Annotated in this window: 8 protein-coding genes; 6 read left to right on the top strand and 2 right to left on the bottom strand. The window is 44.6% G+C overall.

What is annotated here, in order from left to right:
• The first annotated feature begins 159 nt into the window (after positions 1 to 159).
• The gene (locus tag ACRBG0_RS11125; RefSeq protein WP_431486963.1) at positions 160 to 486 is read left to right on the top strand and encodes a T9SS type A sorting domain-containing protein; all 327 of its coding nucleotides are present in this window, start codon (positions 160 to 162) and stop codon (positions 484 to 486) included.
• Between the two features lie 110 nt (positions 487 to 596).
• Here the strand turns inward: ACRBG0_RS11125 and ACRBG0_RS11120 are convergent, their stop codons facing one another.
• Positions 597 to 2,540 carry a CBS domain-containing protein gene (locus ACRBG0_RS11120; protein ID WP_431486962.1) on the bottom strand — a complete coding sequence of 648 codons (1,944 nt, stop codon included), beginning with the start codon at positions 2,538 to 2,540 and terminating at the stop codon, positions 597 to 599.
• A gap of 291 nt (positions 2,541 to 2,831) precedes the next feature.
• Here ACRBG0_RS11120 and ACRBG0_RS11115 point away from each other — a divergent pair, with 291 nt between their 5' ends.
• Positions 2,832 to 3,362: a hypothetical protein gene (locus ACRBG0_RS11115; protein ID WP_431486961.1), complete on the top strand. Its 531-nt coding sequence runs from the start codon at positions 2,832 to 2,834 to the stop codon at positions 3,360 to 3,362.
• Between the two features lie 6 nt (positions 3,363 to 3,368).
• Here the strand turns inward: ACRBG0_RS11115 and ACRBG0_RS11110 are convergent, their stop codons facing one another.
• Complete coding sequence (locus ACRBG0_RS11110) at positions 3,369 to 4,703, bottom strand: hypothetical protein (protein ID WP_431486960.1); 1,335 nt, start codon at positions 4,701 to 4,703, stop codon at positions 3,369 to 3,371.
• Between the two features lie 249 nt (positions 4,704 to 4,952).
• Between ACRBG0_RS11110 and ACRBG0_RS11105 the strand changes: the two genes are divergently transcribed.
• The 4 genes from ACRBG0_RS11105 (at position 4,953) to ACRBG0_RS11090 (ending at position 13,998) form a co-directional block, all read left to right on the top strand.
• Positions 4,953 to 10,592, top strand: a complete 5,640-nt coding sequence (locus ACRBG0_RS11105; RefSeq protein WP_431486959.1) for a DUF7619 domain-containing protein — start codon at positions 4,953 to 4,955, stop codon at positions 10,590 to 10,592.
• Positions 10,593 to 10,760: 168 nt separating this feature from the next.
• Positions 10,761 to 11,675 (top strand): hypothetical protein, encoded by a 915-nt coding sequence (locus ACRBG0_RS11100; protein WP_431486958.1) that lies wholly within the window; start codon positions 10,761 to 10,763, stop codon positions 11,673 to 11,675.
• Positions 11,676 to 11,690: 15 nt separating this feature from the next.
• On the top strand, positions 11,691 to 12,209 hold the full coding sequence (locus ACRBG0_RS11095; protein WP_431486957.1) for a hypothetical protein: 519 nt from the start codon (positions 11,691 to 11,693) through the stop codon (positions 12,207 to 12,209).
• A gap of 271 nt (positions 12,210 to 12,480) precedes the next feature.
• Positions 12,481 to 13,998, top strand: a complete 1,518-nt coding sequence (locus ACRBG0_RS11090) for a M20/M25/M40 family metallo-hydrolase (protein ID WP_431486956.1) — start codon at positions 12,481 to 12,483, stop codon at positions 13,996 to 13,998.
• The last annotated feature ends 95 nt before the right edge of the window (positions 13,999 to 14,093 follow it).

The raw sequence follows: 14,093 nt of genomic DNA, 5'->3' as shown, positions 1-14,093 counted from the left end.
TGCGGGTAACCGACAAAAGGCCCTTTGAGAATTATTGTGTTGTTTGTGTTAAATTTTATTTAAGTACAGTAAAAATCCTTTGTTTTGCTAAACATTTTATGCTATTTTGAGGATATTATACTGTATCGTTTCATAATCCCAAGTCAAACCCCAGAATAAATGAAGCACCTTATACTCCTTTTTTCTTTTTGTTTGTTAAGCAATTTTGCTATCGGTCAGACAAGTTTCCACACCTTCGGAAGCACGCCAGCCGTTACAGAATTACAGGTGTTTCCAAATCCAGCAGTAGACTATATCCAGGTAAGTACCAATCAGGATGTTGAGCGTGTAGCCGTGTTTAATTTAGCGGGCCGCAAAATCAAGACCTACACTTACCGGGCAGAAGATAAATATTACGTTGGCGATTTGCCCAAGGGCATGTACCTGGTTCAGTTATTAGGGGTACAAGATCGCCGTCTCGCAACAAGGCGTATAAGTATACGTTAAAGATTTTGGCAGCAATGCCTTTTTTATTTTGACTCTCGAATGTGAAAATGGTAGGGCTTTCTGCTTGCGCAGAAGGCCCTCGTTGTTTTAAGAACTTGTGTGAGACAAGTTTACTCCTTGGCTTTCTTTTGCAGCTTTTTCACTTGTGCTTTTGCACTAGCGGCTTCTTCTTTACGGTTTGCTAACCGTTCTAATAAACGACTAGATATTCGTACGAAATCCATTTCGGTAATGATGCCAATCAATTCATTGTTTTGAACCACGGGTAAACAACCGATCTTTTGCTCTCGCATCATTTTCATGGCGACCACGATATTGGCTTTGGGGTCTATGGTGAGTGGCGTTTTGATCATGATGTCTCGTACAGCTGTTACTGGCGTTCCATTCACCGTTTTTCCATTGGCAAAATAACGCAACATCATCCGGCCTGTAATAAGCCCAATAAGGTCACCTTTGGTATTCTCGACGGGCATATGGCGGACCTTTCGCCAGTCCATCAAATGGGCTACCATTTCAATGAGGTCAGATTCATGGACGGTAAATAAATCTGTTTCCATAAACTCCTCGACGGTAAGGGTAGCAGGGCCGTACTCTTTCAAATCGCTTTGTTGTGGCATTTCCCAGGTATGTACAGGTTTTCCTGCATCTTGCTGTTTGAGCATGCAGGCGGTTAGAATAGCGAGCGCTTCGTCGCGATTTACTTCTTTCTTAAGTTTACTGAAAGCTCTCAATTGCCAGCGAGCACCATTCATGTGGGCTTTGGCTCTCCCTTCGATTACGCCAAGGTATTTGTCGATATCTTTTTTGTCAACTTTCCTCAATTCCAATCCTTCCCGTGCGATGGGTAGCAATTCTTCGAGGATCAATTCACAGGCACCGATTTTTTTATCACCAAACCAGGTGAAGTTGGTGTCGATACCAAATTTGGCGGCTTTGCCGAAGTTGTCGCGAACATCTTCCCAGGAAATCTTCTCCCGGATGTCTGCATGGCGGGCGGCCATGCCCGTCATTGCGCCAAGCCAGAAGGCTGCGTTTGCAACTTCGTCAATTACTGTAGGTCCGGAAGGTAGTACTCTGTTTTCGATGCGTAAATGCGGCTTTCCATTGTCGCTGATGCCATAGCATGGTCGATTCCAGCGATAGACGGTAGAATTGTGTACTTGAAGGGCCTTCAATTTTGGCGCTTTCCCATTGCGTATTTGTTCAATACTGTCTTCTGTTATTTCTGTGTCTAATAAGACGCGGAAACGAGCAATATCCTCTTTGTAAATCTCCATCAGAGATTTATCCAGCCACCCTGAGCCAAAACTTACACGGGGGCTTCGTTCCCGGAGGTGATCGTGAGTGGTACGCACATCAAGCGCCTGCTGGAAGAGCGCAATCCGGGATTCGTGCCACAAACGTTTACCAAAAACAATGGGCGAGTTGGCAGCAATGGCCATAATTGGTGCAGCCAGTGTCTGCGCAATATTATACATCTGAACAAAGGAATCGGGCGTCACTTGCAGGTGTACCTGGAAGCTAGTATTACACGCCTCCAGGAGGGGAGAGTCGTGCTTGACCAGCAATTCATCAATACCTGATAGCCGTAATTCGTAGGCTGTGCCGATCAATTGCTGGTTGATTGCCTCCATGAGTGCAAAGTACCGTGGCCGAGGCGTAAGATTATCCATCGAGAGGTCAAACTTACGCAGCGTAGGGAGTATCCCTGTAAGTACAACTTCTGCCCCCATCAGCTGAGCTTGTTTACGAATTGTCTTTTGATGCTCCATGTTTTCTGCCTCCATTTCGCTGAGGCATTTTCCGGTAAAAACACGGGGCGTGAGGTTGGTCTCCAGGTTGAATCGTGCTAATTCGCCATCAGCCCAGGGGTATTTGCTAAGTTTTTCTAAAACCTCAGGGCCAATAGTGGCTGGAGTGAAGTCTTTTTGATCTACTAAGCACATTTCCTGTTCAGCACCAATCCGGATAGTGTCGCTTTCAAACCACTCATTCTGTAGCATATATTCCAGCGCACGAACATCTTTTAGTAGATGTCGTACAAAACTGTGCATGCTTTTTTCATCTTGTACTAGTGTAACTCTTTGTTCCCCCATGGTCTATACTTTGAACATTTATTTGTTGGCATATTATCTGGCTAATATAATCGTTTGTATTTAGCCAAGCAGGCTTCCTGAATAATTTTGTCAAAACATGTGTTGTTTGTATAAAATTTTGCGGTACAACGTTTGGTAGTAATACCTGATCTTTACCCAGGTTTTTAACAATAGAGTTTTTGGAGAATTCACCATACTGCATAATGGCCAAAACCTCCCGACAAGCTCTTAATACTCAATCTTCCAGCTATGCGTTTATTCAGCGGACTTTTTCTACTTACGGTCGTGATGTTGTTCAGTGCCTGTCGTGATGAAATTGGGGAATCGCTCTTTGAGATGGACTACCCACCAAAGTCTTTTACGCTCGCGGCGGGAACCAATACTTTTGTTAGCTCTGTAGTGGCGATTTCCAACATTCCCACCAATTATCCCAATTTCCTGAATGCTAGTGGCTACTCTGCGATGGATGTTACCAAGGTCGTCCCACGTTATGCACGCCTGGTATCGGTTGATGGGTTGGATACTGGTTTTCTTTCTGAAGTATCGGTACGTGTTTGCCCCAACAACCAACAGGATTGTACCGCCGCTGATGAAGCTTTTTATATAGACGATATCTATCGTCGTAATATTAGCAATATCAACCTCCTACCTGGATTGGGCAATTTTAAAGATTTACTTTCCTCAGGGCTCTATAAGTTAGAGGTGGTGTTCTTCCTCGGGGAAATTTCGCCCTACAGCGTTGACTTTAGGTTGGAGTATGGTTTTGAGGCGTTTAAGTAGGGGGTGTTACTTTTTTAATTCTAAAAACCATTCTTTTTCAGTGAGTGGTGAACTGTCCTCCACTAGTTTTCGCCAATTTTGATATTGCGTTTTATCAAGGCTAGGCAAACGGCACCAGCTTTCTGCTAGTTGGAGGATGTTTCTATAATTGTGTTCGTGGTAACCTTTATTTTTTTTGCGTACCAAATAAGTACGCGTATTACGGATATGATTGATCGCAAAAGCGATTTCTTTGGTGTCGATGTATATTTTGAGTTGTAAAATACGAGCGGACATCTGGTGGATAAAGTCTCGGTCATTAATCGTACTCAGTATCCGTAGCGCTTTAGTGTAGTCTTTTCGAGCATAGGCAATTCTGGCTTGATTGAGCGCATATACGGCTTTGCGAAAACGGTTGTCTAATTGACTTTGATAATGATCGAGGAAATGATCTGCCCACTCTAATTCCTCTAGCCGAATGGCAATCCCCGCAATATTGTTATAGGTAAGGGGATTGATTTTGCCTTTTTCTAAAAGTAAATCATTAGCGAGTCCTTGCTGGAACAATTCAAAGCAAGTTCGTAAAAACAGCGCTTGTCCAGTGTTGATTTGCTTGATCCCATAGTTTATACCGATTAAAAGAAGATCCCTCGCTTCCGGGTTTGGGAAGATTTTAGCGTATTGCCCGAAGCTTTTTGTGAAACCGGCAAAGTGCTTTTCGTCCTTGGGTGCTAGATAGAGCTTTAGTGCCAACTCGTACAACTGGATCATGGGAATCTGTTGGTATTCGGTAGATTGCGCACTCTCGATTATTGCGGATAACATGGGTAGATGCTCTTGCTGATTACTCACCTGTTGTTGTGCCATGCTCAGGCAAGCTTGGCGTAGTTTAAATCCGAGTATCGAAATTTGAAGATAGTATTCCTGCTCCGCCAGGTTGAGGTTTTGTAGCCTGCCTTGCGTAGAATCCCAGGCATACCTTTCACGAGCAATCTGCCAACGTAGAAAATAGTGTTCAGGATTTTGATAAGGGCTTTGTTCCCAATGACGCAATACTTTTCGGTACTGCTGCTCAAAGAGCCGGCCTAGGTGCCGCTCTCGGTATGTTTTTAGTAAGATTATAGCTTGGTGATCTACGGAACCTTGTTGGTAAATGAGCCAGTTTTCTATTGCTTGTAAAAGATAGTGCGTGGTCTGCCTGAGTTGTTGAGGAGCAAAAGGTTGTTGTGGGAATATTTTTTTAAAAATTAGTTTTTTTTCCAAGGGGGTTTTCAGCCGATGCAAGTATTCTTCCAGGATTTGGAATAACCGTACTACTTCTGTGCGTCGGTTATGGGCAGGCGCTTGCAACCATTCCGTCAATTGACGCCGCTCTGCTTCGTTGAGATTGGCGATAAGTTGGATTATTTTTAAATTATTTATTTTTTAATATGATTTATAAATAATGATGAAAATAGCTTGTTTGAACTAGTTGTGTTTTTATAACCTCAATTTATATAAAAAAATACGTTTGCTGGTATTAGTGGATTGAGGCATATTTGAAAGTGTAATAATCCCAGTAAGTCCCAAGCTTGATTTTTCGGTTTGGCTCTACCACAAAACGCGATACTCATGAAGTATATCTTTACGTTTGGAATAGCTTTTTTAATAGGAATAAATGTTGCCTCTGGGCAATGTGATGCAATAGTTGACTTTTACTACAGCCTCTCTAGCTACGTACAAGACAATGACACCCCAGAAGATTGTAGTGATAATTTTTCCAGCCTCACGTTTTCTGACAACTCTTCCGGAATCAGCGGTGACTACGAAATGCTCTTAGATAACGAACAGGTATTTGTGGGTGTTTTTGGCGATGGTGGCGGTACCCTACCCATTCCCGCTGATAGCGTGGGGCATAGCCTGACCATGCGTAGCCTTGACGATGATGCTTGCCTTGTCGTATACGACTTGCCTATCGTGTACACCAATTGCCCTTTTGATCCCGTAACGTTCTTTTTTAACGACACCAATGCTTGCGGTACAGAGAACATCTGCGTAGCAGTACAAGCGAGTAATTTTAATAATATCCTTGGCCTACAAACCAGTGTTAGTTATGATCCCGAGCTACTCACGTTTACGGGGAGCACCAACTTTAACCCAGTGATGGTGGGCTTTACGGCAGCTTCGATTGGTAACCCAAGCCCGGGAAATCTAACACTTACCTGGAACGATCCCTTTGCGCAAGGCGTCAGTGTTCCAGAAGAGGAAGCTTTGCTAGAGTTGTGTTTTACGCCAGTTGTGGCCACCAGTTACCTTACCAGCCTCAGTTACAGGAATAGCCCTACTCCCACGGAAGTGATTAGTGGTGGAGTACAAGAAGATTTACCGTTCATCTTGAATACTGGTAGTGTATCTTGCCCGTGCGAACTCACCTTTAGCCAAGAGCTATTGCCTTTTGATGACAACGGCACGCCCACCGAATGTTCTGACGACGAATTTTCCTTGTTAATCACGGTCAATAACAGTCAGGATCCTACGGGCATTTGGTTTGCGGAAGATGAAAATGGTACCCTTTTGTTTACAGGAACTTATGGCGTAGCAACCGAAATAGGCCCCTTTTCCTTATTTTCTAATACATTGGAACTATCACCGATTGCACTAACTATTTATGATGCCAATGACAGTAATTGTTTTTTGGCCTATTCCTACGAACCTCCTCTTCCTTTAAATTGTAACTGCGAAGCAGCGCTGGACTTTAGTCCCGGCTTAGTCAATGATAATGGTACGCCATTAGATTGCACAGATGATTTTTATGTCATCGCTTTTACCGCCAATTTTATCAATCCTATTGGAGGTACTTATAAAGTATTCATCGATGGTAGCCTTGCTTACCAGTGGGTCATTGGAGACGAAGTAGGTTATGTAGATGCACCAGCCGATGGAGGAGAACATGTTATTATGGTACGAGACCTGAGCGTTTCCTGCTCGGAATCTTATCTTTTGCCCGCCGTCGATTCGGCATGCGAGGGAGAGCTTTGCGAGCTATCTATTGATTGGATGACGACGGTTTACGATAATGGTACACCTACAACTTGTATAGATGATTTTTTCACGATCCAAGTCATTGTTACAGGGACCAATGAGGGAACAGAAGGATGGAGCCTTCAGGATAATCTAGGGAATACTTATTCGGGTAACTATGGTTCCATAACCGATCTCGGCCCTTATTCGGGAATGACTCCAGCGCAGATTAATTTAGCATTCGATGATGTTGAAAACAGTAATTGTCAGTCGACCATTGCTGTAAATAATCCACTGGCAGATTGTATAGCAACTCCAAATACTTTGACCCTAAGCCTCGGGGATGTTAATGCCTGTACTTCTGAGCCATTATGCACTCCTTTTGTAGTAGATGGGTTTGATGATATTTTAGGATTTCAATTTAGTGTAAATTATGATCCAGCAGCACTTTTGTTCATGGGGAGTAATGACCATAATCCCGCATTGATAGGCTTTACATCGGCTTCTTTTAGTAATCCTAACCCTGGTAATATTACCGTTAACTGGAACGACCCTTTTTGGGAGGGTGCAGATTTGTCAGCGGGAGATACGCTTGCTGTATTGTGTTTTTCTAGGATAGGATCTAACGTTTCCCCAGCAAGCGTAATTGTTTCTGGTGCTCCTACATCAATTGAGTTTGTCAATGGTGATTTGATGCCTGTTGAGGTGGTTACGAATGCTGCCGTAATACAATGTACATGTCCTATTGCTATAGCTACACCCTTTGTTTCGAATAATGACAACGGTACACCCAACCAATGTTCTGACGACGAATTTTCTTTCTCGTTGGTGGTAGAAAATCCAGATGCAGTAGGTGCCATTTGGCAAGCACTTGATGAAAACGGTACGGTCGTGTTTTCGGGTAACTATGGTGTGGAAACATTGGCTGGCCCATTTCCGCTTTACGACGAAACGTTGGCCAAGAATACCATCCAGTGGACGATTCAAGACGTCATGGAGCCTCTTTGCAACTACATCTACACTTACATACCTCCTGAACCAGTAAACTGCGATTGCGAAATGTACGTGGATATCACCCCTGGTAGTTTGCCCAATTGGATAGATTGCTCTTCGGGAGGGTCAAGTTTTGATTTTTCGGTAACGGTGAATAAAATTCCGGACAATGCTGGGCCGGAGCGCTATCAATTGTACCAAGACGAGGAAGTTATCACGGACTACCTGCCTTATGGTAGTAGGACGCTCTCTTTAGATATCAATACAAAACCAGTAGTCCTGCGATTCGAAGATTTGACTGATCCATCCTGTTTTACGGAAGTCGATTTCCAGCCTTTGGCGCAAGATTGCCGTACGGATTTGTCACTGCAAATTTCGGAAACGCCAAATACGGAACCCCAGGCAGGTGAAATATTTGACCTGCATCTCCGCTTAGCTAATAACGACTTACGCACCGCTACGGGTATTGCGGTCGCGGCCCCTGTGCCTGTTGGTTATACTTATCTCGGAAGTAATGGCAACTATAATCCTGTTACTGGCGAATGGCAAGTAGATCAACTCATTTGTGAAGAAGATACTACCCTCACCCTCAGCCTGCGCATGGAAGCCAACGGTGATTCACTTTTCCTTGCCGAAGTTGTTGCCGTGAACGAAGAAGACAGTGACTCGACTCCTGCCAATGGCGTAGATACCGACGCAGACGGCTACTTCGCTGACGATCCTGATGATGAAGACGATGGCGATGCGTGGCTGCCTTGCCCTGTGCAAGTAGGTACATTGACCTTGTTTGCCGACACACTTTGCACCGAAGAACCATTAGACTGGATATTGAACAGTGATGCTGATTTACCTATCGGTTATATTAGGGGAGTCGCGCTGTATGCTGATGTTAATGCTTTGCCCGGTGATTATCTCGCTTTTACTACGTCCAATACGCTCACTCCTCTGGGAGGCATTGAACCTAATCGCCCCTATTATCTTCGTTTGCTGGCAGGGCCAGACGATGGGAACGGAGGAATTGACCTAATGGATAATTGTCTTCGTCGTGGAAAGATAGACACCGTGTTTTGGAGTGAGATTATTATTGAAAACTGCGAGCCGGTTGTCCTTAATTGTGCCAACCCAGTAGGGCTTTTGAGCTGCACGGCCAGTGGTGGGATAGGAATTCTCACTTATACCTGGTCTCAAAATGGGGTGGTTTTTGCTAACACGCCTCAAGCTATTGCCTCAGGAGTAGGTAACTTTCTTTTAGAGGTACAAGATGAAATCGGCTGCGTTACCAGTCAGGAAATTATCGTTGTGGGGGATTTCTCAGCGCCAGTTTTATCACTAAGCCGAACAGGAAGCTTGTGTGATGAAGATGGTGTCTTTATAACCGTCACCTCGGACATGGAAGGAATGGACTACAGTTGGTCAACTGGCGAAAGCGGCTCGCAGATTTCGGTTTTCAGTGGCGGAACATATACCGTTATGGCGACAAACGCTGAAAATGGCTGTACTGGCGAAAGTACTATTATCATCAATGATATCCTCGACGAATGTAATATCCTCGAGGGTACGGTCTATCGGTCAGAAAATTGTCTTGCGAGTGAAACACCGCTTGTGGGTTGGTTGGTGGAGGTTACTGGAGAAAACTACCTGCAGTATCAGTACACCAATAGTCAGGGCAATTACCAGATAGCTGTTCCACAAGGGACTTATCAAGTTCGTTTGGTAGCCAACTCGCCAACTTGGGGAGCTTGCGAGGAAAATGGGCAGACCATCGTCTTTTCTGGTTATGGTGAAACCTTAAGCCAGGTTTTATTAGCGCAGCCTTTAGATAATTGCCCTTTGCTTGAAGTAAGCATAGATGTAGGGATATTGAGGCCGTGCTTAGCTGATAGAGCCCTCACGTTGGCCTACGGAAACGTAGGCACAGACACCCTGTTTAATGGCTTACTCACCGTGGTTTTACCCCCAGAACTTACTTTCAATGGTACTACAGGTACTTACCAGGGCAGCGTAGGCGATACCTTATTCTTTACACCAATATTACCACTTGCACCAGGAGCAAACCAGCAATTCACTGTTTTTGTAGAGGTTGCTTGTGATACAATAGTAGGGAGGAGCCTCTGTGTACAGGCGCTTGGTTTACCTTACGGCCCATGTCCGCAAGCATCAGAAGTATGGTCAGGGGGAAGTTTACAGGTTAGTGGGGAGTGCAATGCGGAAGAAGTTGTTTTTACCTTACGGAACGTAGGAGATGCGACCCTCAGTTCAGGAGGTAGCTATATTGTTATTCAGGATGGCGTAATGCTTTGGGAGGTTCCAGAAGATATTCCTCCGTTGAACCCTGACGAAACCACCACCGTAAGTTTTCCCGCCAATGGGAATACCTTCCTATTGGAAGCAGAGCAAGAGCCTTTTCATCCGGGGTTTTCCAACCCATCTGTGGTCCTGGAAGGTTGCGGCACCAATGAGGATGGCATCTACAGTGTGGGGTACGTAACTCAGTTTCCTAATGATGATGAAGATGTTTTTGTTGACGAAGATTGTCGCGTGGTCACTGCTTCGTATGATCCAAATGACAAACAAGCTGAACCTCTGGGTTATGCTACGGAACACTATGTCTTACCCGAGCGGAGCCTGGAATACACCATTCGTTTCCAAAACACAGGTACTGATACCGCATTTACGGTCGTCATTCGAGATACCTTGAGCCCGTGGTTGGATATGCGTACGCTTCGGCCAGGAGTTAGCAGTCATCTCTACGAATTGGAATTGGATACCGCCCGTACGCTGTCATTTGTGTTCAATGATATACTGCTGCCTGATAGTACCACCAATCTCGATGGTTCTCAAGGTTTTGTCTCTTACCGGGTAAAGCCTCTGCTTACTGCTCCTTTAGAAACGCGCATTGAAAACACGGCTGCTATCTATTTCGATTTTAATGATCCCATCATTACCAATACCGTTTACCATACGCTCGGCCGCAATTTTGTGGACCTCATTAATTGGACGACCGTCCCGTCAGCAGCAACCACCTGGCGACTATTTCCCAATCCGAATGAAGGCCACTTGAATGTAGAATGGTCTCCTGCTACGGAGCGGGCCATCCTGGTTGTTACTGATGCTTGGGGGCGGCAGCAAGCCCAGTTTACACTGACTGGAGGCAAGATGCAATTAGATGTTCACTTTCTACCTCCAGGTTGGTATGGTTTGCAGCTTCTTGGGGCGAAAGGGCACTTGCTGGGCACAGGTAAATTAATACGGAAATAACTGTGTTTTATGGAGGTTTCGAGTAGCAGTTTAATGACTCGAGGCCTCCGTGAAATCACTCCAGACTGTTACTTTTTCTCCCTACTACGTTATGCTAATAATCCTACTCCTTTAATTTCCGGAACATTGATGAGGGTGGTGTTTTAACCTATAAAATACCAATCATTTATGATGCGCTATCTATTAATGGCAGCTGTACTGCCCTGGCTGTGCTGTGCTTGTGCGGGTGAGAAAGAACAAGAACTACACCAATCTACTTTAGAGACCTTGGAACGGGTAAATGAGAAGTTACGAGAAGTTACCGAGGACAACTATAGGAGAACATCAAGTATTTTACAAGATGATTCAAAAAGGAAATACCGACCTATTGAACCTGTAATGGATAGTATAATACTATTCACTAGGAAAGCAATAAGCGCTGTTGGTGTTTGTGACTTTACCATGAGGTATGAGGAGGATTTTTCGAAAGAAAAGCAATTAGAGGGACTTTCTTTTTTAGCGCAGATACTAACCACTACAAGTTTGCGTATCAAACATGATTATCAGCAGTATTTACAGGAGCAAGGGGATAGCATTGGACTTAGAAAGGAAGATGCTGAAAAATATCTTCAATGGATGTCTGACAATGTTTTGGATGTTGATTCTCTTTGGATTAATAAGGGGTACTTGAAGCTAACAGATGCGGATTTACAGCAGCTGTTGGCTAAAACAAAGACAGATTTGATACATAGAGAAACTTCGTTGATCTACCTTTTGGCACAATTTGCAGGGGGCTCATCTGGTTGGGGGTTCTATCTTTTTCCGCAAGTGATTCCTCAACAAAATAAAACGGTAAAGGGTCGTCCGTACAATGCCGTAATAGATTTTGCCGAATTGTGTTCAGAAAACTCGCGCTTCAATCTCCATATTTATGTAGATGGCCAAGAACTAAAACCTGTCAAGGGTTGCTATGCCTATTACACTTCAGCCCCAATCTATAAGGATGAGAAAACGATCCACATCACAGGAAAATTGAAAGACCCTGTGACAGGAGAGATTCAGGTATTGATAGAGGATTTTCCTTATTCCATTATTGTCGATTAGTAAAAACGAAGCCCCATGAAAACAACCTTCATCCTATGGATAGGTATTGCACTTCTGTTGGTGTCATCGTGCCAGAGAGACAGGGTTGATACAGACTTACTGAATAGCATTTTAGAAAGTCAGCACCACGCCGCCTTACAGCTTGAAGAAGACAACGATTTATTGTACAGCAGTGCACAGGATCTTCTCTATGCTGAATCCCAAAAGAAATACAAACCTATTGGCGAGTTTATGGAAGATTTTAGGAGAGATATCGATTCCATAAGAAATGAGTTGAAAGAAAATTCAGATGTAGCATTAGGTCAGCAGGATCAAAGTATGGAAAAACCAAGCCACTCGTTGATTGATTTTCACTATTCAGTTTTAAATGACTTTGAAAAACTATTGCTTACCAATGATTCCATTCTCTTTTTAAGAGAAAATAGGATCAAAGCTTATTGCAATAGCCTTGCTGAGGCTGTTTCCTTTATTCCTGAGACAAATAGAGGGTTCTTTGAGATGGTCTCTATATCGCTTATCCTGATAGTTTATTGAAAGTTCATCGCAATACGTTGGAATTCTCAGGTATCTATTTTAACCACTTAACTGGTGAAAGGAATGATTTTCTGCCTACGGATCCTTATGTTTTGGAGGTCGAGTAACTCCCATCTCGCCTCCACTATCACAAAATTCCGTTTTCCGTATATTGTTGAATTAAACAGCCCAATCTTCTCAAAAGGAAGATGAAAAGGACAAATTGCCGAAGCAATTGATACCACAAAAACCAAATCACCATCTAACAAACAAACCATTTAACCATCCATCTATGCCCCGCACCCTACTCCTTCTAACTATTTTAGTATTAGCCACCTCTCTATTATCGGCCCAAGAGAAACACCAAACCGAAGCTGCTGCTGCTGCAATGCTTCCAGCATACTGCGATTTTTTGAGCCTCCCTTGCGATGCCAATAACCCTGCAGAATTGGAGCCCAATATTCAGTGGTGCGAAGCGCAGTTTGGACAGCGAGATTTTGTCGTGAAGCGCTTGCCTACCGCAGGGATAGAGGTTTTATTGGCCGAATACATGGTAAAAGAAGACCTGCCAACAGTATTGTTTTACGTGCAGATTGACGGACAACCCGTAGACCCTGCCAAGTGGGCGTCTGGCGAGCCATATACCCCGATGCTGGGCAAGCCCACTACGGAAGGTTACACTTTTCTAGGAGAACTGCCACAGGATTGGCGTGCCGTAGACCGCAGCTACCGGATCTTTTCGCGTGCAGCTTCGGACGCCAAAGGGCCAATTGCCATGCTTTTGGCGGCTTGGGATCACTTGCAACAGCAAGGCGAAGAACCGGCGTTTAACATCAAAGTAATTATGGATACAGAGGAAGAACTTGGCTCACCCAACCTTCCGCCGGTCGTAGAAGCTTATCGGGAAGTATTGTCGGCTGATCATTTTGTGATTTTGGATGGCCCGCCGCACATTTCTAACCGCCCCACCTTGGTTTTTGGTGCCCGAGGCATCGCCACGGCGCGTATCACGGTATACGGGCCAAAGGTGCCACTACATAGCGGCCACTATGGCAATTATGCCCCCAACCCCGCCCTGCGTTTAGCGCAGCTGCTAGCATCGATGAAAAACGACGCAGGGCTGGTGACAATCCCCTATTGGTATGATGGAATTACCCTCGATAAAAAGACCCTCCAAACACTGGCACAAGTACCTGATGACCTAACGGAGATCAACCATAAGCTTGGTTTTGCTGCCCCAGACGGCGTTGGGAACAGCTTGCAGGAGGCAATTCAGTACCCTAGTTTAAATATTCGAGGCATTTCCGCCGGCTGGGTGGGGGCTGCTGCACGTACGATCATTCCAGCAAATGCAGTAGCCAACCTTGATATCCGTTTGGTAAAAGAAAGTAAAGCGGAGCGGTTGATGGACCTGTTACAAGCCCACATCAAAGCCCAGGGATATTACCTGATCACGGATGGACGAGAGCCTACTGCCGCCGAGCGCGATCAGTACCCGCGGATAGCATCCTTTGGATACAAGGTTGCTTATGGCGCTTTCCGTACGCCACTCCATGCTCCTACGGGAGCATGGCTGGAAGGCGCAATGGTGGATGTTTTACAAGAGGATATCGTTAAAATCCGTACCCATGGTGGCTCAATTCCAATAGCTCCTTTTGTGGAAACATTGGGAGTGCCCGCAGTGATCGTCCCCTTGGTTAATCCTGATAACAACCAACACAGCCCTGATGAAAATTTAATGCTCAGCAATTATTTCCGGGGAGTAGAAGTCTGCTATAGCATTCTACGCACCAAAATCCCGCAAGAATAAATTACATTTGTAACAATATATTGCGCAAAAAATAAATTAAGCCTCCTTTGGGGTTTTTCAAAAAGTAGACACGCTTAAATTGAATCGCTTAGCCT

Origin of the sequence: Lewinella sp. (genome assembly GCF_050633125.1) — a bacterium.
In the GTDB taxonomy this organism is placed as follows: domain Bacteria; phylum Bacteroidota; class Bacteroidia; order Chitinophagales; family Saprospiraceae; genus Lewinella.
This window is presented reverse-complemented; position numbering and strand designations above follow the sequence as displayed.